The sequence below is a fragment of the Bacillus sp. JFL15 genome (assembly GCF_001184225.1).
GTDB classification, from domain to species: domain Bacteria; phylum Bacillota; class Bacilli; order Bacillales; family Bacillaceae; genus Bacillus; species Bacillus siamensis.
Map to the genome: position 1 here is coordinate 1,955,452 of NZ_KQ236689.1, position 26,715 is coordinate 1,982,166.

General features: G+C 48.8%; 26 protein-coding genes. 15 read left to right on the forward strand and 11 right to left on the reverse strand.

The window, feature by feature from the left end:
- Positions 1 to 11 precede the first annotated feature (11 nt).
- Both AD710_RS09780 and AD710_RS09785 read left to right on the forward strand, forming a co-directional pair.
- Complete coding sequence (locus AD710_RS09780; RefSeq protein ID WP_049627881.1) at positions 12 to 1,163, forward strand: M20 peptidase aminoacylase family protein; 1,152 nt, start codon at positions 12 to 14, stop codon at positions 1,161 to 1,163.
- Positions 1,160 to 2,506 (forward strand): MmgE/PrpD family protein, encoded by a 1,347-nt coding sequence (locus AD710_RS09785; RefSeq protein WP_049627882.1) that lies wholly within the window; start codon positions 1,160 to 1,162, stop codon positions 2,504 to 2,506. The genes AD710_RS09780 and AD710_RS09785 overlap by 4 nt, the downstream gene beginning before the upstream one ends.
- A 102-nt stretch (positions 2,507 to 2,608) precedes the next feature.
- On the opposite strand, the gene AD710_RS09790 is transcribed toward AD710_RS09785, so the two are convergent.
- Together AD710_RS09790 and AD710_RS09795 are read right to left on the reverse strand one after the other, a co-directional pair.
- A complete protein-coding gene (locus tag AD710_RS09790) occupies positions 2,609 to 3,292 on the reverse strand; it encodes an ABC transporter ATP-binding protein (RefSeq protein WP_049627883.1) in 684 nt (227 codons plus the stop codon).
- 14 nt (positions 3,293 to 3,306) lie between these two features.
- The gene (locus AD710_RS09795; protein WP_045926252.1) at positions 3,307 to 4,743 is read right to left on the reverse strand and encodes an ABC transporter permease; all 1,437 of its coding nucleotides are present in this window, start codon (positions 4,741 to 4,743) and stop codon (positions 3,307 to 3,309) included.
- Positions 4,744 to 4,955: 212 nt separating this feature from the next.
- Here AD710_RS09795 and AD710_RS09800 point away from each other — a divergent pair, with 212 nt between their 5' ends.
- From AD710_RS09800 to AD710_RS09815, 4 genes are all read left to right on the forward strand, one after another.
- Positions 4,956 to 5,639, forward strand: coding sequence for a two-component system response regulator YclJ (locus AD710_RS09800; protein WP_016937264.1), 684 nt, complete (start codon positions 4,956 to 4,958; stop codon positions 5,637 to 5,639).
- Positions 5,626 to 7,059 (forward strand): two-component system sensor histidine kinase YclK, encoded by a 1,434-nt coding sequence (locus AD710_RS09805; RefSeq protein WP_197083934.1) that lies wholly within the window; start codon positions 5,626 to 5,628, stop codon positions 7,057 to 7,059. The genes AD710_RS09800 and AD710_RS09805 overlap by 14 nt, the downstream gene beginning before the upstream one ends.
- Before the next feature lie 153 nt (positions 7,060 to 7,212).
- Positions 7,213 to 8,361, forward strand: coding sequence for a response regulator aspartate phosphatase (locus tag AD710_RS09810; RefSeq protein ID WP_049627885.1), 1,149 nt, complete (start codon positions 7,213 to 7,215; stop codon positions 8,359 to 8,361).
- Positions 8,345 to 8,464 (forward strand): phosphatase RapC inhibitor PhrC, encoded by a 120-nt coding sequence (locus tag AD710_RS09815; protein WP_016937261.1) that lies wholly within the window; start codon positions 8,345 to 8,347, stop codon positions 8,462 to 8,464. The genes AD710_RS09810 and AD710_RS09815 overlap by 17 nt, the downstream gene beginning before the upstream one ends.
- 141 nt (positions 8,465 to 8,605) lie before the next feature.
- Here the strand turns inward: AD710_RS09815 and AD710_RS19085 are convergent, their stop codons facing one another.
- Positions 8,606 to 8,704, reverse strand: coding sequence for a YjcZ family sporulation protein (locus AD710_RS19085; RefSeq protein WP_016937260.1), 99 nt, complete (start codon positions 8,702 to 8,704; stop codon positions 8,606 to 8,608).
- A gap of 96 nt (positions 8,705 to 8,800) precedes the next feature.
- Positions 8,801 to 10,165 carry an aspartate kinase gene (locus tag AD710_RS09820; protein WP_049627886.1) on the reverse strand — a complete coding sequence of 455 codons (1,365 nt, stop codon included), beginning with the start codon at positions 10,163 to 10,165 and terminating at the stop codon, positions 8,801 to 8,803.
- Between the two features lie 414 nt (positions 10,166 to 10,579).
- Between AD710_RS09820 and AD710_RS09825 the strand changes: the two genes are divergently transcribed.
- From AD710_RS09825 to AD710_RS09840, 4 genes are read left to right on the forward strand one after another with little or no spacing between them, the layout of a single operon-like run.
- Positions 10,580 to 11,533 carry an ABC transporter permease gene (locus AD710_RS09825; protein ID WP_045926248.1) on the forward strand — a complete coding sequence of 318 codons (954 nt, stop codon included), beginning with the start codon at positions 10,580 to 10,582 and terminating at the stop codon, positions 11,531 to 11,533.
- Complete coding sequence (locus tag AD710_RS09830; RefSeq protein WP_049627887.1) at positions 11,523 to 12,470, forward strand: iron chelate uptake ABC transporter family permease subunit; 948 nt, start codon at positions 11,523 to 11,525, stop codon at positions 12,468 to 12,470. The genes AD710_RS09825 and AD710_RS09830 overlap by 11 nt, the downstream gene beginning before the upstream one ends.
- On the forward strand, positions 12,464 to 13,222 hold the full coding sequence (locus AD710_RS09835; RefSeq protein ID WP_047476235.1) for an iron ABC transporter ATP-binding protein: 759 nt from the start codon (positions 12,464 to 12,466) through the stop codon (positions 13,220 to 13,222). The genes AD710_RS09830 and AD710_RS09835 overlap by 7 nt, the downstream gene beginning before the upstream one ends.
- Positions 13,223 to 13,243: 21 nt before the next feature.
- On the forward strand, positions 13,244 to 14,188 hold the full coding sequence (locus AD710_RS09840) for a siderophore ABC transporter substrate-binding protein (protein ID WP_016937255.1): 945 nt from the start codon (positions 13,244 to 13,246) through the stop codon (positions 14,186 to 14,188).
- Positions 14,189 to 14,229: 41 nt separating this feature from the next.
- On the opposite strand, the gene AD710_RS09845 is transcribed toward AD710_RS09840, so the two are convergent.
- The 4 genes from AD710_RS09845 to AD710_RS09860 all read right to left on the reverse strand — a co-directional run bounded on the left by AD710_RS09845 (position 14,230) and on the right by AD710_RS09860 (position 17,759).
- Positions 14,230 to 15,654, reverse strand: a complete 1,425-nt coding sequence (locus tag AD710_RS09845; RefSeq protein WP_045926245.1) for an MDR family MFS transporter — start codon at positions 15,652 to 15,654, stop codon at positions 14,230 to 14,232.
- A 17-nt stretch (positions 15,655 to 15,671) separates the two neighbouring features.
- Positions 15,672 to 16,547, reverse strand: a complete 876-nt coding sequence (locus AD710_RS09850) for a TetR/AcrR family transcriptional regulator (RefSeq protein ID WP_049627888.1) — start codon at positions 16,545 to 16,547, stop codon at positions 15,672 to 15,674.
- A gap of 161 nt (positions 16,548 to 16,708) precedes the next feature.
- A complete protein-coding gene (nfsA, locus tag AD710_RS09855) occupies positions 16,709 to 17,455 on the reverse strand; it encodes an oxygen-insensitive NADPH nitroreductase (protein WP_049627889.1) in 747 nt (248 codons plus the stop codon).
- Between the two features lie 16 nt (positions 17,456 to 17,471).
- On the reverse strand, positions 17,472 to 17,759 hold the full coding sequence (locus AD710_RS09860) for a putative quinol monooxygenase (RefSeq protein ID WP_016937251.1): 288 nt from the start codon (positions 17,757 to 17,759) through the stop codon (positions 17,472 to 17,474).
- A gap of 141 nt (positions 17,760 to 17,900) precedes the next feature.
- Between AD710_RS09860 and AD710_RS09865 the strand changes: the two genes are divergently transcribed.
- Positions 17,901 to 18,215, forward strand: a complete 315-nt coding sequence (locus AD710_RS09865) for an ArsR/SmtB family transcription factor (RefSeq protein ID WP_049627890.1) — start codon at positions 17,901 to 17,903, stop codon at positions 18,213 to 18,215.
- A gap of 26 nt (positions 18,216 to 18,241) precedes the next feature.
- Here AD710_RS09865 and gabR read toward each other — a convergent pair whose 3' ends face one another.
- Entirely contained in the window at positions 18,242 to 19,651 is a 1,410-nt protein-coding gene (gabR, locus tag AD710_RS09870; protein ID WP_049627891.1) for a MocR-like transcriptional regulator GabR, read from the reverse strand.
- A gap of 109 nt (positions 19,652 to 19,760) precedes the next feature.
- On the opposite strand from gabR, the gene gabT reads away from it, so the two are divergent.
- The 4 genes from gabT (at position 19,761) to gdh (ending at position 24,389) form a co-directional block, all read left to right on the forward strand.
- The gene (gabT, locus tag AD710_RS09875) at positions 19,761 to 21,068 is read left to right on the forward strand and encodes a 4-aminobutyrate--2-oxoglutarate transaminase (protein WP_049627892.1); all 1,308 of its coding nucleotides are present in this window, start codon (positions 19,761 to 19,763) and stop codon (positions 21,066 to 21,068) included.
- A gap of 106 nt (positions 21,069 to 21,174) precedes the next feature.
- Entirely contained in the window at positions 21,175 to 22,563 is a 1,389-nt protein-coding gene (gabD, locus tag AD710_RS09880) for a succinate-semialdehyde dehydrogenase (RefSeq protein WP_045926242.1), read from the forward strand.
- Positions 22,564 to 22,718: 155 nt separating this feature from the next.
- Positions 22,719 to 23,582, forward strand: a complete 864-nt coding sequence (locus AD710_RS09885) for a RhaT/GlcU family sugar-proton symporter (protein WP_016937246.1) — start codon at positions 22,719 to 22,721, stop codon at positions 23,580 to 23,582.
- Positions 23,583 to 23,603: 21 nt separating this feature from the next.
- The gene (gene gdh, locus AD710_RS09890) at positions 23,604 to 24,389 is read left to right on the forward strand and encodes a glucose 1-dehydrogenase (RefSeq protein WP_016937245.1); all 786 of its coding nucleotides are present in this window, start codon (positions 23,604 to 23,606) and stop codon (positions 24,387 to 24,389) included.
- A 45-nt stretch (positions 24,390 to 24,434) separates the two neighbouring features.
- Here the strand turns inward: gdh and AD710_RS09895 are convergent, their stop codons facing one another.
- Both AD710_RS09895 and AD710_RS09900 read right to left on the reverse strand, forming a co-directional pair.
- Positions 24,435 to 25,046, reverse strand: a complete 612-nt coding sequence (locus AD710_RS09895; RefSeq protein WP_045926241.1) for a YcnI family copper-binding membrane protein — start codon at positions 25,044 to 25,046, stop codon at positions 24,435 to 24,437.
- Between the two features lie 12 nt (positions 25,047 to 25,058).
- Positions 25,059 to 26,684 carry a copper resistance CopC/CopD family protein gene (locus AD710_RS09900; RefSeq protein WP_049628792.1) on the reverse strand — a complete coding sequence of 542 codons (1,626 nt, stop codon included), beginning with the start codon at positions 26,682 to 26,684 and terminating at the stop codon, positions 25,059 to 25,061.
- Positions 26,685 to 26,715 lie beyond the last annotated feature (31 nt).

Genomic DNA, 26,715 nt, shown 5'->3' on the forward strand with positions numbered 1-26,715 from the left:
ACGAAGAAGAAATGGCAAGAGAAACGTATGAATCATTAAACAAACGTTTAATCAATATCCGCCGCGACCTTCATGAACACCCTGAGCTGTCAGGCGAGGAATACGAAACGACGAATAAAATCCGCCGCTGGCTGGAGGAAGAGGGTATCACGGTTGTTGATGTTCCGAAACTTCAAACCGGAGTGATCGCCGAAATCAAAGGAGACAAAACCGGCCCCGTCATCGCCGTCAGAGCGGACATTGACGCATTGCCGATCGAAGAGAAAACAAACCTTCCGTTTGCTTCGCGAAACAGCGGCGTCATGCATGCCTGCGGCCACGACTTCCATACGGCATCTATTCTCGGCACGGCTTTCTTATTAAATGAGAGAAAGCACGAGCTGAAAGGAACGGTGCGGTTTATTTTTCAGCCCGCGGAAGAAATCGCCGCCGGAGCGAGACAGGTCATTGAAGCCGGCGCGCTTGACGGTGTATCGGCAATATTCGGCATGCATAACAAACCCGACCTCCCCGTCGGCACGGTCGGCCTGAAAGAAGGCCCGCTGATGGCGAGTGTGGACCGCTTTGAAATCACTGTTAAAGGAAAAGGCGGCCACGCCGGAATCCCTGATAACAGCATTGATCCGATTCAGGCGGCAGGGCAGATCATCGGCGGCCTGCAATCAGTTGTCAGCAGAAATATCAGCTCGCTTCACAATGCCGTCGTCAGCATCACAAGAGTTCAAGGCGGCAGCTCTTGGAATGTCATCCCGGACCATGTTGAAATGGAAGGCACCGTCCGGACGTTTCAAAAAGAAGCGCGTGACGCTGTTCCGAAACATATGAAGCGGGTTGCCGAAGGAATCGCGGCCGGATTCGGGGCAGAAGCCGAATTCCGCTGGTATCCTTACCTTCCGTCAGTGGTAAACGACGCCCGTTTCATCCAGGCGGCGGAACAGACGGCTGAAGATCTCGGGCTTCAAACGGTTCGGGCAGAACAGTCTCCCGGCGGGGAAGACTTCGCGTTATATCAAGAAAAAATCCCCGGCTTCTTCGTCTGGATGGGAACAAACGGCACGGAAGAATGGCACCATCCGGCCTTCACACTCGACGAAAAAGCGCTCCCGCAAGCGGCTGATTTTTTCGCCCGGCTGGCCGTCAATGTATTGGAGCAGACGGAATGAATACGGAACATCTGACGGCCGGGCTTGCTCAGGCCGTCATGTCGTCTGTACCGGAAACATCCGCCGAAGCGATGAAAGAAGCGCGCAAAGGCCTGCTTGATTTTACAGCGGCAGCCTTTGCGGGGAGACGGGATAAAGGCATTGAGAAGCTGATTAAACTGGCCGAAGAAGAAGGGGGGGCGCCGACAGCTCCGCTTATCGGCAGAAATCAAAAAGCAACGCCGTCCCAATCCGCGCTGATTAACGGATTCATCGCCCATGCGCTTGATTTTGACGATGTTCATTCTGATGTAAGAGGACATCCGAGCGCGGTCATCCTTCCGGCTCTGATCGCAGCGGCATCATCCGGCCATATAGACAAAACCCGTTTTCTCGGTGCTTACGTGACAGGCATCGAAGTGATGGCGCGGCTCGGTCAGTCAGCGGGAAGACACCATTACGAGAAAGGCTGGCACAATACGGGAACGTTAGGCGCGATTGCGGCGGCCTGCGCCGTCGGTTTCGCGGAGAATCTCAATCAAAACGAATTGCAAAAAGCGATCGGATTTGCGGCCGCCCGTTCCGGAGGCATGCGGGTGCAGTTCGGGACAGAAATGAAGCCGCTTCATGCCGGACTGGCCGCTCAAGCCGGGTTGTTCGCCGTAAAGCTTGCGAAGGCCGGTTTTGGCGGGTCGGATCATGCGCTTGACGGGGAGAAAGGCTTCTTCGGGCTGTACGGCGATCTTGAACGGGCAGAAACCGTGCTTTTAAACGGATGGGGAAAACCTTGGCGGATTGTGAGCCCTGGGCTTTGGTTTAAGGTTTATCCGTTTTGCTCGGCGGCCCATCACGCGGCGGACGCCATTCTCAAGCTGAAGGCTGAGCACGGCCTCACTTTCGGCCAAACGGAACGGATCGACGTGATTTATCCGCCGGGCGGGGATGCCGCATTGACAGAACGGCGCCCGAAAACAGGCGAAGCGGGGCGTTTCAGTGTGGAATATGTGATTGCCCTGGCTCTGCACGGTAAAGATTTTTCAGCAAAACACTTCACCTCCGAGCCGATTCCGGAATCCCTTCAAAAGGGGTTTGCGAGGATTCACCGAAGCTATGATGATCAAATTCAGCCGGCTGACAACGCCGTGCCGATGGGGCGTTTTACAATTGTACGGGTCACGGCTTCCGGCAATCATGTCTATGAAACACGTATCGACTGTCCGAAGGGAGCACCGGGAAACGGTCTTTCTGAAAAAGACATTGAAGACAAACTCCGGCTCGCTTTGCCGGGGGAAGAGGAAAAGGCGGAAGAATTGATCAAAGCAGCCGGTCAATCAAATATTGAACGCTATTTACAGCTGATATAAATAAAAAAGCGAGGGGATGCAGCCCTCGCTTTTTTTACGTTCACTTCTATTGAATAGGGGGATATAGGGTGCGCCCCTGTCTGCGCTGGCAGGGGCGCGGTATCAGGACACGGCCGTGCCGTTTTCTTTTACTGTGAAACTTCCTCTTGATAAGCGGATGTTGATATCAGACACTTTGGCAATTTGTTCGTCGTGCGTAACCATGATGACGCATTTGCCGCCTTTATGCACCAGATCCTGAAAGAGCCGGACGATTTCCTTTGACGTATCTTCGTCGAGGTTTCCCGTCGGCTCGTCCGCGCAAATCAAATCCGTGTCACAGCAGAAAGCCCGCGCAATTGAAACGCGCTGCTGCTGTCCGCCGCTTAATGTCAGCACCCGCTGACGGGCCTGCTGTTCGGTGATGCCGACTTTATCCAGCATGCTGAGCGCGCACGCATCTTTGTTTTTCTCCTTAGATCCGGTAATCTCCATCGCCGTTGTGACGTTCTGGAGCGCCGTCATATACGGAATCAGATTATAAGATTGAAAGACGATAGAGACATATTGATTTCTGAATTTGGTTAATCCGATTTTGGAGATGTCTTCGCCGTTATAAAGGATGCTTCCCTCTTTAGGTGTGTCAAGGCCGCCCGCCAGAGACAGAAACGTGGTTTTTCCCGTTCCGGAGGCGCCGGCAATTGTATAAAACTTCCCTTTTTCAAAGCTGATCGTTATATCCTGAAACAGCGGCTGTGATTTATCTTGGTACCAGTAGCCAGTCTGTTGAAAGGTTAATAGGCTCATTATACTGCCTCCTCTTATTCCTGCTTGGTCAGGATCGTTTTAGGGTGAAGCCGCATGACTGATACAGACGGCAGTAATGTGGCGATGACGGCAATTGCGACGCCGATCCCGCCGAGAATCAGAAGGTCATTCAGCGAAACGTTTACCTGCATTGTACTGATGACATCTGCACCGGATGAATGCTGACCGAACATGCCGCCTCCCCGCGGCATTTCTCCGCTGCCCCAGCCGCTTGTTTGCTGCTGTGAATTATCGGCTGAGCTGACCTGCTGGGAAAGAAGCTGATTTCCCAGCTGATTCGCCACAAGGCTGCCCGTGACGGATGCGATCCCGATGGCGATAACCGCGACAATCAGAATTTCCGTTAAGAATTGTCCGATGAGCTTCCGGCGCTTTTCGCCGATCGCCATCAAGACACCCATTTCATACTTGCGTTCCCTGATCGACATCATCACGATCAACCCGAGAATGACCGCGCCCGCGATGGATACAAGGTACACCACATTTTTAGAAAATGACGCGACATTTTCAATCGGGCCGACCATTTGCTGATACACCTGATCATTTGTCGTCAGCGTGTAGGTTTTATCATCTATAGATGTTTTTTTCGCAGCCGCAACGAATGAATCAATATATTTTGCATCATCCATATAATAAACGGCTGAGCTGATTTTGTTTTTGTTATCAGACCCTTTTAACGCCGCCGCGGCGGTGTAAGGCGTGTAGATTTTATTGTCAGGATTTAAGAATGAAAAATGCTCTGCCTGATCGTCTCCTGATGATGTTGTTTTATAGATTCCCACAATTTTAAGCTTCGTTTTCACAGAATCATCCGTTGCTGAGGAAACCGTAATGGAGCCGCCGACCTTCAGCTTGTTTTGATCTGCCAGCGTTTCATTAATCACGGCGACTTTTGCGTCCGCATCTGCTTTTGTGATGGCGCGGCCGTCAGTGATTTTTGAGCTCCCGCCTGTGAAATCATCAAGCAACACCGTAGAGAGCACGCCTTCGACCGAAATGTCCGCTGAAATCATCTGTCTTCCGCCGCCTTGAAAACGTCTTCCGCCGGAACTGTTATCGGCTGAGTCGCCTGAGCTTTTTATCGCGTCAAAGCTTTCTGCGTTTGCTGACGCTGTCGTGAGAAAGTTGTAATTTTTAACATGCTGTAAGGATGTAAGCTTCTTGGCATCCGAGACGGAAATCGGCGTTGATTCAAACGTCCTCTTTTCACCGTCTTTTTGCTGCTGCGTCATTTGCTTTTGGCGGTCAGCCTGGAGTGTGACACTCCCGCCGAGCTGCTGCCTTGCCAGTTCGCTTGATTTCTTTGCCGCTGACTGGATCGTAAGACCGGACAGGACAAAAATGCAAATCACTGAAAACACAACCAGCTGCATAAACGTTTTTCCCTTTTTTGCCTTCATGCTCCAAAAGGCTCTTTTAATAAAGTTCATGTCTGTTCCTCCATGTGGGTGTCATATATTGCGAAAACACCCTTCTTTAGAACCGGTTATCCGATATGTATATAGTAGGAGAAATGTATGAAAAAAATATGAACAAACTATTTCCGGGTGATGAAATAAAAACTAACAATTGTGAAACGCGAAAATATCCGGGTAAAATGGTGCTATTATAAGTAAAAGCGTCAAGATAAGCGGAGGAACCAATGAAGATATTAATGATAGAAGACAATATAAGCGTATGCACCATGACGGAAATGTTCTTTTTTAAAGAAGGATTTGAAGCCGAATTTGTCCATGACGGAGTGGAGGGCTATCAGCGGTTCACAGAAGAGGAGTGGGATTTGGTCATCTTGGACATTATGCTTCCGTCTATGGATGGAGTGACGATCTGCCGAAAAATAAGAGAGACGAGCAGTGTGCCGATTATTATGCTGACCGCAAAGGACACGGAGTCTGATCAGGTGATCGGGTTTGAGATGGGGGCTGACGACTATGTCACCAAGCCGTTCAGCCCGCTGACGCTTGTAGCGCGAATTAAAGCGGTGATCAGAAGATACCGGGCGACGGGGCAGGCCGTAAAAAGCGATGACTTGATCGAAACAGCGTGTTTTTCAATCAATAAGAAGACGCGGGAAGTGTTTCTGCACGGAAAACCTGTCGAGAATCTGACGCCGAAGGAATTTGATCTGCTCTTTTATCTCGCGCAGAACCCGCGCCAGGTTTTTTCGAGAGAGCAGCTGCTTGAGCAGGTGTGGGGCTATCAATTTTACGGCGATGAACGTACGGTTGATGTTCATATTAAACGGCTGCGCAAAAAACTGTCCAGTGACGAAAAAACGTTTTTATACACGGTGTGGGGGGTAGGATATAAATTTGATGAGGATTAAATACTTATATCAGCTGCTGCTGAGCCATGTCAGCATTTTGATTTTGGCCTTTTTCATCATCATTTCCCTGTTTTCGCATTTTGTAAAAGATTTTGCGTATCAAAATAAAGTGGATGAGCTGTCTTCTTACGCCCAGCAGATCACAAGTGAGCTGAACGGACGCGATCTTGATCTGCGCCGCCTGTATCCGTATCAGGACATGTTAAAAACGCGCGAGACAAGGTTTATTATTTTTGATGAACATCAGCGGCCTTACTTTTTTCCTGACGATATGCCGCCGCGCGAGAAGCTGAAAAGTAAAGAGTGGCACATGCTGAAGCAAGGGAAAACCGTTCAGATCAGAGCGGAGGTGAATCGTTTTAATACGGAAGGCTTAGAAGTATCGCTCGTCGCAAAACCGCTTTTTATCAACGGTCAATTTAAAGGCGCGGTGCTGCTCGTGTCTCCCGTCAAAGGGGTCGAGCAGATGATCAGCCAGGTCAACCGCTATATGATTTACGCGATTATCAGCACCCTTATCATCACGATTTTGTTAAGCTGGCTTTTATCTAAGTTTCACGTCAAGCGGATTCAGACATTGCGGGATGCGACGGGAAAAGTGGCTTCCGGTGATTACGATATTTCGCTCAAGAACAGCGGCGGCGATGAAATCGGCATGCTGGCGTCCGATTTCAATACGATGGCTAAAAACCTGAAGCAATCGAGAGAGCAGATTGACCGCCTTGAAAAGCGGAGGCGCCAATTTATCGCCGATGTTTCCCATGAGCTGAGAACGCCTCTGACGACCATTAACGGGCTGGTGGAGGGCCTTAACAGCAACACCATCCCGGAAAAAGATAAAGAGAAATGCTTCTCGCTGATCAGCGAAGAAACGAAGCGGATGCTCAGGCTCGTGAAAGAAAACCTGGATTATGAAAAAATCAGATCCCAGCAGATCAAGCTGGACAAGCTGAGTCTGCCGCTCATCGAGGTGTTTGAGATTATTAAAGAGCACCTCAATCAGCAGGCCGAGGAAAAACAAAACCGGCTCCGGATTGAAGCGGAGGACGGCGTCAAAGTGTTCGCCGATTATGACAGGCTGATCCAGATTCTCGTCAACATTACGAAAAACAGCATTCAATTTACGCAAAACGGAGACATTACGCTGCGCGGGTATGAAGGCTATAAGGAAACGGTTATTGAAATTGAAGACACCGGAATCGGTATTTCGAAAGAAGAAATCGAGCACATATGGGAGCGTTTTTATAAGGCGGATGTGTCCCGAACGAATACGGCATACGGCGAATACGGACTCGGCCTGTCCATCGTCAGGCAGCTCGTCGAAATGCACAAAGGCACGATAGACATTGAAAGCGACAAGGGAAAAGGCACAACCTTTACAATCCGCCTTCCGCTGAATACGAAACATGAATCATGTTAAAACCGGCAGTCCTGTTTGGCTGCCGGCTGTTTCATCTTCACTGCGCAAAATTGCGCTCTGCCGAAACAAAGTTTGCGTGTTTTTCGGGATGGAAAGACACGGAAACGTGATAAAATAACTGGTAAACAGGTCTTGGATGGGGAGGGTGAAGGAATGAAGAGCGGGTTAATTCCTTCTTCAGCAGTCGGGCAGAAGATTAACGAGTGGTATCGATACATAAGAACATTCAGCGTGCCGGATGCGGAGATCTTGAAGGCCGAGATCAAACAAGAGCTTGACCATATGGAGCCTGATTCGAACTTGGTGCTTTATTATTCCCTCATGGAATTTCGCCATCAGCTGATGCTGGACTACTTGGAGCCGCTGGAAAAACTGAAGATAGAAGACCAGCCGACCCTGTCGGAAATTCTTGATAACATTGATAACAGCCAGGCCGGCCTCAAAGGGCTTCTCGATTATTACGTCAACTTTTTCAAAGGCATGTTTGAATTTGATAAAAGAGAATTTATATCAGCAATTACGTATTATAAACAGGCTGAGAAAAAACTGGCCTTCGTATCGGACCACGTGGAGCGGGCAGAGTTTTATTTTAAGGTGGCCGAAGCTTATTATCATATGAAACAAACGTATTTTTCTTTGATACATATAAAGAATGCTTATGAAATTTACGTAGAGCAGGACACATACAACGTCCGGATCATTCAATGCCATTTTGTGTTCGGCGTCAATTTAATGGATGAAAGACGTTTTGAACAGGCGGCCAAACATTTTCAGCACGCTCTGCAAATGGCTGAAAAAGAACAAAAAGCGCAACTTGTCGGGAGGGCGCTGTATAACCTCGGACTGTGCTACTACAATCAGGACCGCACCGACGAAGCGATTCCGTACTTTGAACGGGCGGTTGATACATTTGAATCACAAAGAATCGTCAATTCTCTTCCTCAAGCATATTTTCTAATCACACTCATTTACTTTAAACTCGGAAAAAAAGATAAAGCGTCGGAATATCACAGGCGGGGATATGAATATGCTAAAGAAACAGACGATCCCGTTTACACGGTAAAATTCGAATGGCTGCAGGCTCTGTATCAGGCGAAACCGGATGAGGAAACAATCAGCGCATGTTTCCGTTACCTGGAGAATAAAAATTTGTACGCCGATATAGAGGATTTAGCACTAGAAGCAGCTAAATATTACTATGAACAAAATTGCTTTAAAATTTCTTCTGACTATTTTCTGAAAGTCGAAGAGGCAAGAAAACAAATACAAAGGAGTGAGGGTTTGTATGAAATTGAAATCTAAATGGTTTGTTATTTGTTTAGCAGCCGCCGCGATTTTTACAGTTGCAGGTGCAGGCCAGACAGATCAGGCTGACTTCCATGTAACTGAAAGAGGAATGACGTGAGAAGAAAATAACCTGAACAAAAGAAAAGACTGCCAGAGAATGTTCTCGGCAGTCTTTTTTTGCGTACGGAAGCGGCTCAAAGAAAAAAAGAAAACGCCGCAGGTCAAAACCCGCAGCGTCCTCATATAGACGGAGTGATGCTTAGAAACCGCCAACAAAGGCAGTACCTACAATTACTAACAGGATAAATAAAACAACGATCAAAGCGAAAGAGCTAATTCCTTCTCCTGAGTATCCCATTATGCTTCACCTCCATATTGTCTATACCATACAATATGTTTCAGAAACTGTTTTGTAAGGGATAGTAGTGGACAAGAGAAAAAAAGAGGCTGTGCCCTATGAGAGTAAGACCCCGGCGAAAAATTCGTCATACAGTGCCCGCACCGCGTGTTTTTCCTGTTCTTCTTTCACCCCGAACATCATGCTGACTTCCGATGATCCCTGATTGATCATCTCGATGTTGACGCCGGCTCCCGACAGTGCTTTGGATGCCCTGGCGGTTGTGCCGACATTTTGGCGCATCGCTTCGCCCACTACCATAATCAGCGCCAGATTGTGCCTGACGGTGACTTCATCTGCTTGAAGTTCCTGCTTCAGACGGGTGACGAGCTTCTGTTCCAGCTCTAAGTCCATCTGATTGTGCCGAAGGATGATTGTGATATCGTCAATCCCAGATGGAACGTGCTCATACGTCAATCCTTCTTCCTCCAAAATGTGAAGGGCTTTGCGGCCGAAGCCGATTTCCCGGTTCATTAAATATTTGCTTATGTAGATGCTGCAAAAGCCCGTGTCGCTTGCGATGCCGATGACAGGCCCGTTCGTATTGTCACGGCTGCTGACGACGCGCGTTCCTTTCGCATCAGGATTATTCGTGTTTTTAATCTGAACGGGGATGCCGGCCCGAAAAGCGGGAATCAGCGCTTCATCATGAAAAACGGAAAACCCGGCATAGGAGAGCTCACGCATTTCCCGATACGTCAGTTCGTTAATTTCTTTCGGGTGCTGCACGATCGACGGGTTGACGGAATAGACGGCGTCCACATCGGTAAAGTTTTCGTACAGGTCGGCCTTTAAGCCGTTGGCGAGAATGGAGCCGGTAATATCTGAACCGCTCCGGGAAAACGTCACAATCTCATGCTCCTTCGTATAGCCGAAAAAACCAGGAAAAATGATCAAGCCTTCACGGTTTCTCAGACGGTACAAATGATCATAAGACTCAGGGAGCACCTGGGCGCTGCCGGGTTCATTCGTCACAAACAGCCCCGCTTCTTTCGGGCTTACGTATTCGGCTTTCACGCCCCGCCTGCGGAAGTAGGCCGCAATCAGCTTCGCGTTATTGTCCTCGCCGCTCGCTTTCACCGCATCCATATACTGATCGGGATTGGCTTTGCTGCTGTTTAAGAGAGCGAATAAGTCACGGCGGATTCTTTCTATAATAGAGGGATCGAGATCCAGCTCGCGCGCGATGGCGGCGTACCGCTCAATGACCGCTTCGGCAAGCTCGGGAGCCGCTCCTTTTTGCAAATGATGCTCCGCACACCGGATTAACAGATCCGTCACCTTTGTATCGTCCGAGAAGCGTTTTCCCGGCGCCGATACGACGACGGCTTTCCGCGCGGGATCGGCCGTCACGATTTGAAACACTTTCTTAAGCTGGGCTCCTGACGCAAGGGAGCTGCCTCCGAATTTTACAACTTTCATGATTTACATCCCCTAATATTTAAATTTTCTCACAAATTTAATTTTTATTATCTCTCTTTCAAAGAGGTAAATCAAGGGTTTTTTCTACGTGGTAAGAACATTTGTATTCTCAGAGAGGAATTTCGTCGCTGTTTGTCAGATTTGCTTCCTTAAAGTGTGTCATCCTGTGCAAAAAATGATAAGCAGCCAAATGAAGGTTATAGTAAATCCTGAAAATTCTTGATAGACTGATTGTAAAAGAATTTAGTGTACGGCCCGCGGATGACCGCTTTGAAAAGCAAAACTGTATTGACTGCGCTTGGAAAGATGATAAGATTATAATTGTCGTTGATAATGATAATCATTACGAGTGGGGATATATGGGAGTTGTTTGGCAATGAGTCATACCGTTTGTGATGGGTGCGGGGAGGCAGCATGAAGCTACGTTACTTACTTTTGCTACTGGCGGTATTGGCGTGTACTTCTATTTTTATCGGTGTAGAAGACTTGTCGCCGCTGGATATTTTTCATTTAAATAAAGAACAGGCAAGTACATTATTTGACAGCCGGCTGCCGCGTTTGGTGAGCATTATCATTGCCGGCATGAGCCTGAGCATCTGCGGATTAATCATGCAGCAGATCAGCCGAAATAAATTTGTATCGCCGACGACTGCGGGAACGATGGACTGGGCAAGGCTCGGGATTTTGATTTCATTAATGCTTTTTACGTCAGCGAGTCCGCTTGTGAAAATGTCTATCGCTTTTATTTTCGCATTGGCGGGAAATTTCCTGTTCATGAAAATCCTCGAGAGAATCAAGTTCAATGATGCGATTTTTATTCCTCTCGTCGGTTTAATGCTTGGGAATATCGTCAGTTCAGTCGCCACGTTTATCGCGTATAAATACGATCTGATCCAAAACCTATCGTCCTGGCTGCAGGGGGATTTCTCATTGGTCGTCAAAGGCCGGTACGAGCTTTTATATCTGAGTATCCCGCTGGTGATCATCGCTTATGTCTATGCGGATAAATTTACGGTGGCGGGAATGGGAGAGAGCTTTTCCGTCAATCTCGGCATGAAATACAAACGCGTCGTCAATATCGGTCTGATTATCGTGTCGCTCATCGCGTCACTTGTGATTCTGACCGTCGGGATGCTGCCGTTTCTCGGTTTGATCATTCCCAATATCGTGTCGATCTACAAAGGGGACAACCTGAGGAGCAGCCTGCCCCACACAGCTCTCTTGGGCGCTGTTTTTGTGCTGTTTTGCGACATTTTGGGAAGGGTGATCATCTTCCCTTACGAAATTTCCATCGGCCTGATGGTCGGTGTTATCGGCAGCGGCATCTTCCTGTATATGCTGCTAAGGAGAAAAGCATATGAGTCATAATAAAAAAATTACGCTGCTGGCGGCGCTCGCCATGATATGTATCGGATTCTTTTTGTTCTACGGGCTGGGCAACTGGGAATACTCCCTGCCGAGACGGTGCTTCAAAGTGCTCGCCATGATGCTCACCGGGGGAGCGATCGCATTTTCAACGGTCATCTTCCAGACGATTACAAATAACCGCATACTGACACCGGGCATTCTAGGCCTCGATTCCCTGTATATGCTCATTCAGACCGTCATCGTGTTCCTGTTCGGTTCAATGAATATCGTCATGATGAACAAAAACCTTAATTTCGTCATCTCCGTCGGGCTGATGGTGCTCTTGTCACTCGTTTTGTATCAGCTCATGTTTAAAGGCGAGGGGCGGAACGTGTTTTTCCTTCTGCTTGTCGGCGTCGTGTTCGGCACGCTGTTCAACAGTCTGTCATCATTTATGCAGATGCTGATTGATCCGAATGAGTTTCAGGTTGTACAGGACAAAATGTTTGCCAGCTTTAACAATATCAACACCGATCTTTTAGGATTTGCCGGTGCCGTCTTTCTTCTGACAGGCATTTATGTCTGGCGGTTCACACGGTTTTTTGACGTGCTGTCGCTTGGCAGGGAACACGCCGTCAACCTTGGGATTGATTACGATAAGCTTGTGAAGCAGATGCTCATTGTTGTCGCTATTCTTGTGTCTGTCTCTACGGCTCTTGTCGGGCCGATTATGTTTTTAGGGCTGCTTGTCGTCAATCTGGCGAGAGAGTTTTTAAAAACCTTCAGGCACACGTATTTAATCGCGGGGTCTGTTCTGATCAGCATTATCGCGCTTGTCGGAGGCCAGTTCGTCGTGGAAAAAGTGTTCACGTTTTCCACAACGCTGAGCGTCATCATTAATTTTGCCGGCGGGATTTATTTCATCTATCTGCTGTTAAAGGAGAATAAATCATGGTAGAGGTCAAAAATGTAAGCAAACAATACGGCGGGAAAGTCGTCCTTGAGAAAACGTCTCTTTCCATTCAAAAGGGCAGGCTGACCTCGTTTATCGGTCCGAACGGCGCGGGAAAAAGCACGCTGCTGTCTATCATGAGCCGGCTGATTAAGACGGATTCCGGAGAAATCACGGTTGACGGGCAAGAGATCGGTTCCTGCAAAAGCAATGATCTGGCGAAAAAAATCAGCATCCTGAAGCAGACGAACCAAATCAATATCAGGCTGACGATTAAAGACCTGGTCAGCTTCGGCCGATTTCCGTATTCCCAGGGGAAACTGACGGATGAAGATTGGGTGCATATCAACCAGGCTCTCAGTTATATGAAGCTTGATGACTTAAAGGATAAATATCTCGATCAGCTCAGCGGAGGACAGTGCCAGAGGGCGTTTATCGCGATGATTATCGCTCAGGATACGGATTATATTTTTCTCGATGAGCCGCTGAACAATTTAGATATGAAGCATTCCGTTGAAATGATGAAGCTGTTGAAGCGGCTTGTGGAAGACTTCGGAAAAACGGTCGTCGTAGTGATTCACGATATCAACTTCGCTTCCGTATACTCAGACCATATCGTTGCTCTGAAAAACGGCCGGATCGTCAAAGAAGGGCCGGCGGAGGAGATTATTGACACTTCCGTGCTTGAAGACATTTATGATATGACCATTCCGATTCAAGAGATTGACAGTCAGCGGATCGGTGTGTATTTTTCTTAAAAACCAGATGAGGTGAGAGACATGAAAAAATTCGCATTGCTATTCATTGCGCTAGTTACGATTTTTGTTGTTTCTGCATGCGGAAACGGGGACAAAACATCCGGCAAATCAAAAGAAATGATCACGATTAAGGATGACATGAACAAAGAAGGAGTCAAAGTGCCGAAGAACCCGAAAAAAGTCGTCGTATTCAACTTCGGAATGCTGGACACGATGGATGAACTCGGTTTACAGGACCATGTCGCGGGACTTCCGAAACAAAACCTTCCAAAATACTTATCTTCATATAATAGTGATAAATACGCCAATACAGGCGGTTTAAAAGAACCGGATTTTGAAAAAGTCGCGGATATTGATCCGGATTTAATCATTATCGCCCACAGACAATCTGATTCTTATAAAGAGTTCTCAAAAATCGCGCCGACAATTTATCTTGATGATGACTATACAAACTACGTTGACAGATTCAAACACAACACCGAAGTGATCGGCAAAATCTTTAACAAAGAAAATGAAGTGAAAGATAAGCTTGCGAAAATTGACAAGTCCATTGCCGATCTGAAGAAAAAGACAAGCAGCACGGATAAAAACGGTTTAGTGGTGATGGCGAACGACGGCAAAATCAGCGCGTTCGGCTCTAAATCAAGATACGGCTTCATTCATGATGTGTTCGGCGTTAAACCGGCTGACAAAAACATTGAAGCCTCACTGCACGGACAAAGCATTTCCTATGAATATATCGCCAAAACCAACCCTGATTACATGTTTGTCGTTGACCGCGGAACAGCGATCGGCACAAAATCTTCAACAAAACAAGTGGTTGAAAATGATTATGTGAAATCGGTGAAAGCCGTGAAAAACAACCATGTTGTCTACCTTGACTCAGCTACATGGTATTTATCAGGAGGCGGCCTGGAATCCATGGCGCAAATGGTGAAAGAAGTAAAAGACGGAATCGAGAAGTAAAAAAAGAACCCGGTCACATAAGTGATCGGGTTCTTTTGGATTTAACGCGTGACGGCCTGCTGCTGCTCAGGCTGGCGCGGTTTTTTCTTCAAAGTGAAAGATAGCAGGAAGCCGGCCAGCGCGATGCAGGCGGCCACGACAAATGCCGCATTCATGCCGTGCAGAGCGGCGTTTGCCGGAGCTGACGTATTTGCGTGCGCAGCCTGGCTGCTCATAATGGAAACAAGCAGCGCCGTACCGATAGAACCGCCGATTTGGCGGACGGTATTGTTCATGGCTGTGCCGTGCGGAATTAAGTGGCGCGGCAGGGCATTGATTCCCGCTGTCGTCACCGGCATCATAATCATGGCTGTTCCCAAAAGCCGCGCGGTATAAACGACGACAATCCAAATAAGAGACGTCGAGTCCGTCAGATTCATAAACGGCAGGGACGTGAGCAGGATGATAAAGAATCCGGTCATCGCAAGGCCCTTTCCGCCGATTTTGTCAAAAATCCGGCCGATAAACGGAGACATCATCCCCATCACAACCGCGCCCGGCAAAAGCATTAATCCGGTATCAAACGCGGATACGCCCCGGACCTTCTGCGTGTAGAGCGGGAGAATGGTTTCCGTTCCGATCAGCAGCGCGAAAACAAGCGTGCCGAGCAGGGTGGTCAGGCTGAAAATCCCGAAAGAAAACACGCGGAATTCCAGCATCGGTTTTTTGAGCTTCATCTGTCTTGCGATAAAGAAAATCAGCGCGACCGCTCCGACAAGCAGCGAGGTCAGCACTTCAGTACTGGTCCACCCTGATGAACCGGCGCTTGAGAAGCCGTAAAGCAGGCCGCCGAATCCGAGGGTCGATAAGATCACGGATAAAATATCAATCTGTGTTTCTCGTAATGTCGTGACGTTTTTCATCAGAATAATCGCTAAAAGCAAATCGATGACCGCGATCGGAAAGATGATATAAAACAAAGAGCGCCAAGAGAATGCTTCGACCGCCCATCCGGAAAGCGTCGGGCCGATTGCCGGCGCGAACGAGATCACCAAGCCGACCATACCCATTGCGCGGCCGCGCTTTTCAATCGGGAAAATCGTGAGAAATACCGTCTGCATGAGCGGCAGCATGATTCCGGCGCCGGCCGCCTGGATAATCCGGGCTGTTAACAGTACCGGAAAGTTCGGAGCGAATGCACCGACAATGGTTCCGGCCGTAAAAATACTCATGGCGGTAATCAAGAGGGTGCGGCTCGTAAATTTCTCTATTAAAAACGCTGTAATCGGGATTAAAATCCCGTTCGTCAGCATAAACGATGTTGTCAGCCATTGCGCTTTGTTGGCGTCTATATTGAAGTCATTCATAATGTGCGGCAGCGCCGTAATAAGCAGCGTCTGGTTCAAAATGGCGACGAACGCTCCCGCCAAAAGAATCCCGACAATGACAGAGCGGTTGTATGGTGCAGTTTCAATACTCTTATTCAAGCTGATTCCTTCTTTCTTTATAGTTTGAGCAATGTTTTAACGGCTGCAAGCGGCTGGTGCAGCGGTCCGGCCTGTTCCAAATAACCGATGAGCGCTTTTATGAGAAAATCCCGCGGCTGTTTGTCCGCTGATTCTTTCTCCAGCATGGCCGCCGCGGAAGCGAGACCCGCGGCATCATATTTCTCCTCAGGAAGGGCTGAGACGGCTTCTTTCAGCTCCTTCAGGCTTTCAGCCAGCAATACGGTTTTGTCTTTCGGCTCAAATGAGGAAGCGGAGGCGATATAAAGGTCAATCATCTCCTGCGGCAAAGCGGTTTCGGTTTTCCTGTTTTCGACGATGAGATTGAGATGGCGGATGATAAACTCCGTGAGAGGTTCCAGGTCGAGCGGTTCTTTTTCCAGCTTAATCAGCGTGATGCATTCTCTCAGGAGCCCCTGCAGGACAATCACCAGCTCCCATACATAAGGAATGATGTCTTCGCCGTACGTCTGAATCAGTGAATCGCGATGCCAGCAGATAAAAGTGGAACGGGCCCTGTGAATATGCCGTTTTACCCGGTCATTAATAGAGGAAGGGCTTCCGTACATCAGCATATTAAAAAACTGCTGATTGCGCCTGAAGCCTTCAAGCTCAGCCATCAGTTTTTTGGCAAACCGATCCTCAGGGGACAGGCTTGTTTCTTCATTCAATAGTGAAGCGGCCGCTACCATCTGTTTCTGGTTAAAATCGAGCAGCTCCAGAAGCAGGTCTTCCTTCGATTCAAACAGCTTATATAAAGATGCTTTGGAGACTTTGCACTCCTCAGCAATCGCCTGCATCGATACCGACGAAAAGCTTTTCCCCGAAAAAAGCTTTCTTGCCGCCAACAGAATATCCGTTTTCTTATCATTCATAAGCCCAGATTCCTTCTTTCGTCACAATAGAAAACCCATCGGTTCACAGAAAACCAATGAGTATATGATGAAAATATTAACAAAAATTTTTGCGCAGTGTCAACGCTTTTGTTTGAGAAATAGAAAAAACCTGCCGGAGCGTTTCCGGCAGGCTGATACGTTTATTTATCCGTCTTAAATCCTTGTTTTTCAAGCATTTCACGAATGTGAGGATAATAAACCTGCTTATAGTAGGAAGTGATGCCTTGTGACCAGTTTCTTGTTTCCTGCCCGCCTGTGCGGTTTTTCATGTATTCGGACATCTGCTTGTCATAGGCTTCGATATGTGTTCTTAAATCTTCCTCTTGATACGTTTCATGATGCAGAACGGCTGCTTGCGGCAGACGCGGTTTTTTCGCGGAGCGGTCTGCCGGATGGCCGATGACGAGACCGGAAACCGGGAAAACGTATTTCGGGAGTTTCAGCATTTCAATGAGTTCATCCGGCTTGCCGCGCACGGCTCCGATCGGCACAGTGCCGAGTCCCATTGATTCAGCCGCGGCTGTTGCCGTACCGAGCGCAATCCCGACGTCTACTGCGCCGACAAGAACGGACTCTAAACCGTTCGTGATCTCAAGCGGCGTATCATTGTATTCTTCAAGCGCAATTTTGGCGCGGTTAAAATCAGCGCAGAATAAAAGGAAAACCGGCGCTTGGTCAATCCACGGCTGGCCGCCCGCCAATTCGGATATTTTTTTCTTCCGTTCCTTATCTTTCACGGCAATAACGGTAAATTGCTGGCCGTTAATGGAAGTCGGCGCTGCCTGAGCGGCTTGAATGATAAGATCCAGCTGTTCATCTGATACGGGCTCATCTGTGTAGCTGCGGATGGAACGGTGGTCTGTTAATATTTGAAGGACTTCGTTCATGTCATTCATCCTTTCGTTACTCTGACAGTTCTGTGCGGACGACGTCAAGCGGCGCACTCAGCACTTCTTTTGCTTTTGCCACGAATCCTTGGAAATGGTCAGTGGCGTTGTGGGATTTCATCGCTTCTTCATCTTTCCATTGTTCAAGCATGACGAACGTATTTTCTTCACCGATTTTTTCGAAAAGATCGTATTGCACATTTCCTTCTTCCGCACGTGAATGCTGAACAAGTGATTGCGCTTCTCCTAAAAATTCCTCGCGTTTATCCGCTTTTACTTTCATGTAAGCCTGTAAGACGATCATTGTTATTCCTCCTGATTGGGTTTATTTGTTATAGTTCGAATATTATCGAACTAACTGTAACATGTTTCGCAGTGAATGGTAAAGAAAAAACCCTCACCGCCTAAATTGTCACCCGCCGCTTTTATGTGTTACATTTGACTCATGAACATTCCAAATCATCCTGAAACCGACCGCTTACAGCTGACAAAGGTTCTTCATGCTCTGAGTGATCCGCTCCGCTTAGAGCTGGTCAAACAATTGGCGGAAACAACTGAAAAAACGTGCGGCACATGTGCGGATGTCCGGGTCGCCAAATCAACGCTGTCCCATCACTTTAAAGTGCTCCGGGAAGCGGGGATCGCCCAAGTGCGCATAGACGGGAAGCACCGTTATTATTCCCTGCGCAAAGATGATTTACAAGCGGCGTTTCCCGGCCTGCTGAAGGCGATTTTGCAGACAGAGCCGGACCGCTGGTAAATAGTCCCCGAATTCCGGGGTTTTTTTTATGCGCCGAAAACCGTCCGGTAAAGCCTTGTGACTCCTTCCTGAATATCGCTCTCCTTCAGGCGGGCGAAGCCGAGAATGAGCTGCGGCTTATTTGAATCGCCTCCCGTTTTCAGGCGGAACCGGCTCATCGCAAACAGATCGAGCTGTTCTGCATCCGCCCGCGCCAACATTTCTTTTTCTGAACGGGCGCAGTCAAACTCCGTGACAAAATGAAGCCCGGCATTGGCGCCCTTTACATGGATTCTTTCCCCGAAGGTTTCTTCCAAAGCCGAAATAAGGCGCTCCCGCATGTTCTTATAATGCTGCTTCATCTTTTTTATATGTTTCTGATATTCACCTGAATCGATAAATTCTTTAAGCGCCAGCTGAGCAAGCGTGCTGCACGTATTAAGGTCATACGTTCTCTCTTTAAACGTCCGCAAAAGCCCGGGCGGCAGAACCATGTAGCTGATGCGCAGGCCGGGGAAAAGGGACTTTGAAAAGGTCCCCATGTAGATGACATTTTGAAACCGGTCAAGGCTTTGAAGCGCAGGGATCGTGTCGGCGTCATATTTAAATTCACTGTCATAGTCATCCTCAATAATGAAGCGGCCGTTCTGTTCGGCGGCCCAGTTTAAAAGCTGAATCCGCCGGGAAGCGGGCATGATTACGCCTGAGGGAAATTGATGGGACGGCGTGGTGATCAATACACTGGGCCGGCGCCTTTCGATTTCGGCCATGGACATGCCTTTTTCATCGAGGCTGATCGTGGCCGTCTTTTTCCCGAGGTTTTGCAGCAGCCGGTACATCCTCATATATCCCGGGTTCTCCATCGCGTACAGCGCGTCTTTTGGCAGCAGTTCCGTCAGCAGCTGCATCAGCATTTGCGTGCCAGCCCCGAGCACGATTTGTTCCGGGCGGCATGTAACGCCCCTTGTCAGGGAAATAAGCCTCGAAATTGTTTCGCGGACTTCATATAAGCCTTGCGGATGGACGAGTTCTCCGAGTGTATGAAATGAACGGGCGGCTGCTTTATGCTCACAGCGGAACCAGCTTTTCAGGGGGAAATGCGCCGTATCCACGCTCATATGTGAAAATGAAATCCAGCCGCTTTTATCCGTCTCCCGCTCTTTTAAATCTTCAGGCAATGAGAGTGAAGGCGTTTCTTCATGATAAACCGTATCAATTTCCTCCACGAAAAAACCTTTTCTTTCGACTGCATATAAATAACCTTCCGAAAGCAGCTGCTGATAAGCCGAATTCACTGAATTCACGCTGACCTTCAGTGTCTCGGCAAGCTCCCGTTTAGACGGCACCTTTGTGTGGGGCATCAGGCTGCGCTTCAAAACGGCCGCTTTTATGTGCTGATAGATCTGCTGGTATATATAATCCGCCGTTTCCGAATGATCAATGGAAATTGTCAGCATAAAGACCATGACCCCCTTTCTGGTACCATAGATAAATTAATTTTGGTACTTTTCATCATACCAAAAAGAAGTCAGAATGATAAGAAAACAATGCAGGGGGATGAAATCTATGAGTCAAACAGTATCAACGGAAGTGACAACTGCCCAGTGGCAGCAAAAACGGGATCAATTCGTTTCCAAAGGGGTCGGCAACGGAAACCGCAGCATGGCGGTAAAAGGGGAAGGGGCGCTTTTATACGATTTGGACGGCAGACGATTCATTGATTTTGCCGGCGCGATCGGAACGCTGAATGTCGGCCATTCCCATCCGAAAGTGGTGGAGGCGGTGAAGAAACAGGCGGAGGATCTGATTCACCCGGGATTTAACGTCATGATGTATCCGTCTTATATTGAGCTTGCCGAAAAACTTTGCGCCCTTGCGCCGGGAGATCATGCGAAAAAAGCGATTTTTCTCAACTCCGGAGCGGAAGCGGTGGAAAACGCCGTGAAAATCGCCAGAAAATATACGAAGCGCCAGGCTGTCGTGTCATTTACAAGAGGGTTTCACGGCCGTACGAACATGACGATGAGCATGACGAGCAAGGTGAAACCTTATAAATACGGATTCGGCCCGTTTGCCCCGGAAGTGTATCAGGCGCCGTTTCCTTACTATTATCAAAAGCCGGCCGGCATGACTGACGAGCAGTATGACGACTTTATCATCAGCGCTTTTGATGATTTCTTTATCGCTGCAGTTGCGCCGGAAACGGTCGCTTGTGTCGTAATGGAACCGGTTCAGGGAGAAGGCGGTTTCATCATTCCTTCAAAACGTTTCGTGCAGCACGTCGCCGCTTTTTGTAAAAAGCACGGCATCGTTTTCGTGGCAGATGAGATTCAGACCGGATTTGCGAGAACGGGAACGTATTTTGCAATCGAGCATTTCGGGGCCGTCCCTGATTTGATCACCGTGTCCAAATCACTTGCGGCCGGATTGCCGCTGAGCGGCGTCATCGGCCGGGCGGAAATGCTTGATGCCGCAGCGCCGGGGGAACTAGGAGGCACATATGCGGGAAGCCCTCTCGGCTGTGCGGCTGCGCTTGCCGTCCTGGATATTATTGAAGAAGAAGGACTTAATCAGCGTTCTGAAGAGATCGGCCGCATCATTGAGCATCAAGCGCTTGAATGGAAAAAAGAGCATGCGTGTATCGGAGAAGTGCGCAGACTCGGCGCGATGGCGGCCATCGAAATTGTCAAAGACGAGGCCACCCGTGAACCGGACAAAGCAAAAGCCGCGGCGATCGCTAAAACGGCGAACGAGAACGGACTGCTGCTGCTGACGGCGGGGATTAATGGCAACATTATCAGATTTCTGACGCCGCTTGTCGTGACGGATGAACAGCTCAAAGAAGGCCTTTCCATTATCGAAGCAGCGCTGTGAGTTCAATTATTGGTATGCCGGCGGATGGGTCTGCTATCATGAAAGTGTGAGATATATTCAACAAGCATTCAATGGCTTTACTATAGCAGAGAAAGGAATGTTCAATATGCCAGAACAATTAACAGTGTACAACCCGGCAACGGGAGAGGCGATCGAAAGCATCCCCCAGCAGACGGCCGAAGAAGTTGAAAAAGCGATTGAACGTTCACATCAAGCGTTTCAATCATGGTCCAAAACATCAGCGGGAGAACGTGCCTCACTTTTGAGAAAATGGTATGAGCTGATTGTTGAAAATAAAGAAGAACTTGCGGAATTAATTACGAAGGAAAACGGTAAACCGTATGAAGAAGCGGTCGGAGAAGTTTTATACGGCGCCGGCTATATTGAATGGTTTGCCGAGGAAGCAAAACGGATTTACGGCAGAACCGTACCTGCGCCGACAACGGGCAAACGTATCGTCGTCACCCGCCAGGCGGTCGGCCCGGTAGCCGCGATCACGCCGTGGAATTTCCCGAATGCGATGATTACAAGAAAAGCCGCGCCCGCTTTGGCGGCAGGCTGTACGTTCATCATCAAACCCGCGGAGGATACGCCGCTTTCCGCTTACGCCCTTGCGCGTCTCGCATATGAAGCGGGAATTCCGAAGGACGTGCTGCAAGTGGTGATCGGTGACGGAGCCGAAATCGGAAACGTTTTTACCAGCAGCCCGAAAATCCGCAAAATTACCTTTACCGGCTCAACGCCTGTCGGCAAAATCCTGATGAAAAACAGCGCCGACACCGTGAAACATATGTCGATGGAGCTTGGCGGGCATGCGCCGCTGATCGTAGATGAAGACGCTGATCTTGATCTGGCTGTAGCCCAAACAATGGCCTCTAAATTCAGAAATGCCGGCCAAACCTGCGTCTGTGCGAACCGTCTGATCGTACACGAATCCGTGAAAGACGAGTTTGCGAAAAAACTGAGTGAAGAAGCTGCGAAACTCAAAGTCGGAAACGGTCTTGAAAAAGGCGTAAACGTCGGTCCTGTCATCAACAAAAAAGGCTTCGATAAAATCGTCGCTCAAATTAATGATGCCGTGGAAAAAGGCGCAGAAGTGCTGACAGGCGGAACATATGACCAAAACGATGAAAAAGGATGCTATTTCGTGACGCCGACCGTGCTGTCAAACGTAGATACATCCATGAACATCATGCATGAAGAAACTTTCGGCCCGGTTGCGCCGATCGTTACGTTCTCAGATATCGATGAAGCGATCAAGCTTGCGAACGATACGCCGTTCGGGCTTGCGGCTTATTTCTTTACAGAAAACTACCGCCGCGGCATCTATATTTCAGAACAGCTTGAATACGGCATCATCGGCTGGAATGACGGCGGCCCGTCAGCGGTTCAAGCGCCGTTCGGCGGAATGAAAGAAAGCGGCATCGGCCGTGAAGGCGGTACGGAAGGCATTGAGCCGTATCTGGAAACCAAATACATGTCAATCGGACTTTAATAGCCAAAAAAAGAGCCCCTGCTTCTGAGCGGGGCTTTTTTTAATGGGCAGCCTGCCGGTAAAATCGCCGGCAGGCTTTTTTGTTCTGATTTGAGAATAATCGGTTCAATTCCAGACAAAATAACAGCAAATACGATTGAAAGAAGGTCGCCATCATGGATATATTACTGGCTCTTCTCCCGGCTTTGTTTTGGGGGAGCATCGTGTTATTTAACGTCAAATTAGGCGGCGGGCCTTACAGCCAGACGCTGGGTACGACAATCGGGGCGCTCATCGTTTCGTTTGTACTGTATCTGTTTGTCCATCCGGTGCTGTCTGGGCGCATTTTTATTGTCGGCATCATATCCGGGCTGTTTTGGTCGCTCGGCCAAAGCAATCAGCTAAAAAGCATCCAGCTGATGGGCGTTTCAAAAACGATGCCGATATCAACGGGAATGCAGCTCGTCTCGACTTCTTTGTTCGGGGTGATCGTATTCAAAGAATGGTCAACCCCCATTGCGATTACGCTGGGTATTCTCGCCCTTATTTTAATCATCGTCGGTATAGTGCTCACATCTTTAGAAGATAAAAAAGGGCGGGCGGACGGAGAACCGGGAAACTTAAAAAAAGGCATTGTCATCCTGCTGATCTCTACGCTCGGTTATTTGGTCTATGTCGTCGTGGCCCGGCTGTTCGGCGTATCCGGCTGGTCAGCGCTTCTGCCGCAAGCGATCGGGATGGTTATCGGCGGGCTGCTCCTGACGTACAAGCATAAACCGTTTAATAAGTACGCCCTCAAGAACATTCTGCCGGGAATCATCTGGGCGCTCGGGAATATGTTTCTGTTCATCTCACAGCCGCGCGTCGGTGTTGCGACAAGTTTTTCCCTGTCTCAAATGGGGATCGTCATCAGCACGCTCGGCGGAATCTTCATCCTCCGTGAGAGCAAAACGAAGCGCCAGCTGGTCGCCATTGCCATCGGGATTATCCTGATCATCGTGGCCGCAATATTCTTAGGTATTGCAAAATCAAATTCATAACAACATGCAGGAGGTTTGAACATGTACACGGATTTAAAAGGAAAAGTCGTAGCCATTACGGGAGCATCATCAGGATTAGGAAAAGCGATGGCGCTCCGCTTCGGACAGGAGCAGGCGAAAGTCGTCATTAACTACTACAGTAATGAAAAAGAGGCCCAAACCGTAAAAGAAGAGGTTCAAAAAGCGGGCGGTGAAGCAGTCATCATTCAAGGTGACGTCACAAAAGAAGAAGATGTGAAAAACATCGTCCAGACCGCGGTGAAAGAATTCGGCACATTGGATATCATGATCAATAACGCCGGCATGGAAAACCCGGTTCAGTCGCATGAAATGCCGTTAAAAGACTGGAACAAAGTCATCAATACCAATCTGACCGGCGCTTTTCTGGGAAGCCGCGAAGCCATTAAATATTACGTAGAAAATGATATTCAAGGAAACGTCATTAACATGTCGAGCGTGCACGAAATGATTCCGTGGCCGCTGTTTGTCCACTACGCGGCAAGTAAAGGCGGCATTAAATTGATGACGGAAACGCTGGCGCTTGAGTACGCGCCGAAGCGCATCCGTGTTAACAATATCGGACCGGGCGCGATCAATACGCCGATCAATGCGGAAAAATTCGCGGACCCCGTCCAGAAAAAAGATGTGGAAAGCATGATTCCGATGGGATATATCGGTGAGCCGGAAGAAATCGCGGCCGTCGCCGTCTGGCTCGCTTCAAAGGAATCAAGCTACGTGACCGGCATTACACTGTTTGCTGACGGCGGAATGACCAAATATCCGTCATTCCAGGCAGGCCGCGGATAAGAAAAAAAGCGATCTCAGGCTCTTTAGAGCCGGATCGCTTTTTGCTTACGCGCGTTTTTTCTTTACAAGCGCCGCGATCGAAAGGATAATCGCTGCAGCTGACAGAACGATGGCCGCAATATCAAGCGCAGATACACCGGATTTGCTTTCTTCATTTGACTGTTCAGCTCCGTGCGCATCCGTCACGTTCGCCGCTTTTGTGATTTTCGTAATCGAGTGAGGCGTGTCGGCGTTCTCATCACCCGTCCATTCTACAATGCTGCCGTCTTTGTAGTATTGGTAGGCGTCCCAAGCCGCATCCGCGGTCTTTTCAGGGTTTTTCGCAACGAATGTGAACTGCTGGAATTGGCCGGGCTGAATGCCGCCGTCCTTTGCTTCCCAAGTGACGGAGACCGCCTTGTCATCATGCTTTGCTACGGACGTTTTCCAGCCCGGAATCGGCTGATACTGCTGGAATTCAACGCCCGCGGGCATTTTCAGCACGACTTTCGTTGTCGGCTCATTTTTTTCCACAGGCACTTTCATTGTGTACGTTTCCCAAGAACCCGCCGCGGATTCCGCGGGTTTGACGGAGACGTGGGCGCTTGCTGCAGCCGTAAAACCGGTGAGTGACAGGGTCACGGCAAATATGAATACGAAAGCCTTTTTTTTCAACATGAGATACACTCCTTAGTTAGTCGTTGAGAATACTTGGTTGATTTCATTGAAATCGCTTGTCAGTCCGTGGACTTTGATCTTCCAGTTTCCCTTTTCGGTGATGGACAGGTTGGCGGCTTCGAATGTGCCTTCCTTCGTCTTTTTCAAATCAAAGGTGCTTTCATGCTGTTTGCCGCTGAAGCCCGTCTGATAAACCGTCACCGTAAATTGCTGAATGTCTTTCACCAAGCCGCCGTTATGATCGGTGACAATGACTTGAAATTCATTTTTACCCGGCTGGTTCGGCGTAATATGCAGGGACAGGGTTTCCCCGTTTCCGATCATTTCTGAGCCGTTAAAAGGCAATGGCGCGGGCGGCGGCGGGCTGGGCAGGCTTGTGAAGACGGCGGTTGTAAATAATACCGCAATGCCGATTGCCCATTCGGCCTTTATCGTTGCGCTGATGCTCCTTTTTCTGCGGAACTTCGTCATCCATACGTGAATGGCGCCGAGCGCAAGCATGATGACAAACAGTCCGATTTTCAAAAGGAGCGTCTTGCCGTAAGCGGTGTGAAAGAGTGAATCAAACGAACGGATAATGAAAAATCCGTTCAGCACACCTGAAAATAAAAGCACGCCGACAGAGGTGAACGCCCAAGGAGAAAAGCGTCTGACCGTTTCCCATGCGGCGGTTTTATCTGTTTTTCTCCACTCTGATGAAAGAAGGAGCACAAGCGCGGCTATACCGCCGGTCCATACAGACGCGGCTGATAAATGGAGAAAATCCATCGTGATGCCGACCGCTTTTTCGTCTATAACCGCCGCATGTCCGGCGAATGCTTTTGCCAGAAGCGAAGCGAAAAAGAACAGCAGCGGCGCCGTCCAGTACGCAAATGAGCGGAAAGCTTTCTTCTTCAGCAGCGGGATCATGGACAGGGCAAGCAGGATAAATAGGCTGATCTGGATCATCCAGACACACCCGCCTGCCGTTTTCAGAAGCGTTTCTTTTACATAGTCCGGCTGAAACGCGGAACTCCAAGCGCCGCCCGCGTTTTCTTTCGTCTGAATCGGGAGCTGGCAGACAAGCGCAAGCCCCGTTAAACATAAGGAAATCACGAGCAGCTTTACAGTTCGTTTTGCTTTTGATGAATCGTTTTTTCTGTACCAAAACAGATGAAAAAACGCCGTGCCGATAAACAGGGAGAGAGCGGTATACAAAATACCGCGGTCGATGGCCGCTTCGGGATGAAGCGCCGCTTGCGATGATGTTTGCTCCTGAAGTTCACCGCCGGCTTTCCCGATACTGAAAGGAATGACGCCGGATACCGGGTGACCGTCGGCCGACACCGCGTTCCATTCCGCTCTGTAAATATCATGCGGCAGATTTTTTTTCAAGGCTGCGGTCATGATGCGGGCATCACTTTTTTGAATCACCGTTTTGCCGGCATCGACCCGTTCACCGGATGAATTATAGACCTTAATGGAGTGGAAGCCTTCTTCAACCTGTTCATTAAACTTAATTTCAATCTGCTTCGGCGCTTGTTTTAATTCGCTGTTCTCACCCGGATTTGAGTTTGTGATGTAGGCGTGGGCGAAGCTTGTTTTCGGAATCAAAACAAGGAACAGCAAAAAGATGAGCCAGCGTTTGTTCTGTCTCATGGCTTGTGACACCGCCTTCCGGTTGGTTGTT

Bases quoted from the DNA above. Each gene is read 5' to 3' on its own strand.
- AD710_RS09835 (WP_047476235.1), top strand. From the start codon at position 12,464: ATGGTAGAGGTCAAAAATGTAAGCAAACAATACGGCGGGAAAGTCGTC.
- AD710_RS09900 (WP_049628792.1), bottom strand. From the start codon at position 26,684: ATGAGACAGAACAAACGCTGGCTCATCTTTTTGCTGTTCCTTGTTTTG.
- gabR (WP_049627891.1), bottom strand. From the start codon at position 19,651: ATGCTGACAATTTCCATTGATCATTCGGAAACGGCGGATTATATATAC.
- AD710_RS09790 (WP_049627883.1), bottom strand. From the start codon at position 3,292: ATGAGCCTATTAACCTTTCAACAGACTGGCTACTGGTACCAAGATAAA.
- AD710_RS09865 (WP_049627890.1), top strand. From the start codon at position 17,901: ATGAACATTCCAAATCATCCTGAAACCGACCGCTTACAGCTGACAAAG.
- AD710_RS09850 (WP_049627888.1), bottom strand. From the start codon at position 16,547: ATGAATGATAAGAAAACGGATATTCTGTTGGCGGCAAGAAAGCTTTTT.
- AD710_RS09895 (WP_045926241.1), bottom strand. From the start codon at position 25,046: ATGTTGAAAAAAAAGGCTTTCGTATTCATATTTGCCGTGACCCTGTCA.
- AD710_RS09800 (WP_016937264.1), top strand. From the start codon at position 4,956: ATGAAGATATTAATGATAGAAGACAATATAAGCGTATGCACCATGACG.
- gabD (WP_045926242.1), top strand. From the start codon at position 21,175: ATGCCAGAACAATTAACAGTGTACAACCCGGCAACGGGAGAGGCGATC.
- AD710_RS09820 (WP_049627886.1), bottom strand. From the start codon at position 10,165: ATGAAAGTTGTAAAATTCGGAGGCAGCTCCCTTGCGTCAGGAGCCCAG.
- AD710_RS09785 (WP_049627882.1), top strand. From the start codon at position 1,160: ATGAATACGGAACATCTGACGGCCGGGCTTGCTCAGGCCGTCATGTCG.
- AD710_RS09830 (WP_049627887.1), top strand. From the start codon at position 11,523: ATGAGTCATAATAAAAAAATTACGCTGCTGGCGGCGCTCGCCATGATA.
- AD710_RS19085 (WP_016937260.1), bottom strand. From the start codon at position 8,704: ATGGGATACTCAGGAGAAGGAATTAGCTCTTTCGCTTTGATCGTTGTT.
- AD710_RS09795 (WP_045926252.1), bottom strand. From the start codon at position 4,743: ATGAACTTTATTAAAAGAGCCTTTTGGAGCATGAAGGCAAAAAAGGGA.
- AD710_RS09840 (WP_016937255.1), top strand. From the start codon at position 13,244: ATGAAAAAATTCGCATTGCTATTCATTGCGCTAGTTACGATTTTTGTT.
- AD710_RS09825 (WP_045926248.1), top strand. From the start codon at position 10,580: ATGAAGCTACGTTACTTACTTTTGCTACTGGCGGTATTGGCGTGTACT.
- AD710_RS09885 (WP_016937246.1), top strand. From the start codon at position 22,719: ATGGATATATTACTGGCTCTTCTCCCGGCTTTGTTTTGGGGGAGCATC.
- AD710_RS09815 (WP_016937261.1), top strand. From the start codon at position 8,345: ATGAAATTGAAATCTAAATGGTTTGTTATTTGTTTAGCAGCCGCCGCG.
- gdh (WP_016937245.1), top strand. From the start codon at position 23,604: ATGTACACGGATTTAAAAGGAAAAGTCGTAGCCATTACGGGAGCATCA.
- AD710_RS09860 (WP_016937251.1), bottom strand. From the start codon at position 17,759: ATGATCGTCTTACAGGCTTACATGAAAGTAAAAGCGGATAAACGCGAG.
- AD710_RS09780 (WP_049627881.1), top strand. From the start codon at position 12: ATGGCAAGAGAAACGTATGAATCATTAAACAAACGTTTAATCAATATC.
- gabT (WP_049627892.1), top strand. From the start codon at position 19,761: ATGAGTCAAACAGTATCAACGGAAGTGACAACTGCCCAGTGGCAGCAA.
- nfsA (WP_049627889.1), bottom strand. From the start codon at position 17,455: ATGAACGAAGTCCTTCAAATATTAACAGACCACCGTTCCATCCGCAGC.
- AD710_RS09810 (WP_049627885.1), top strand. From the start codon at position 7,213: ATGAAGAGCGGGTTAATTCCTTCTTCAGCAGTCGGGCAGAAGATTAAC.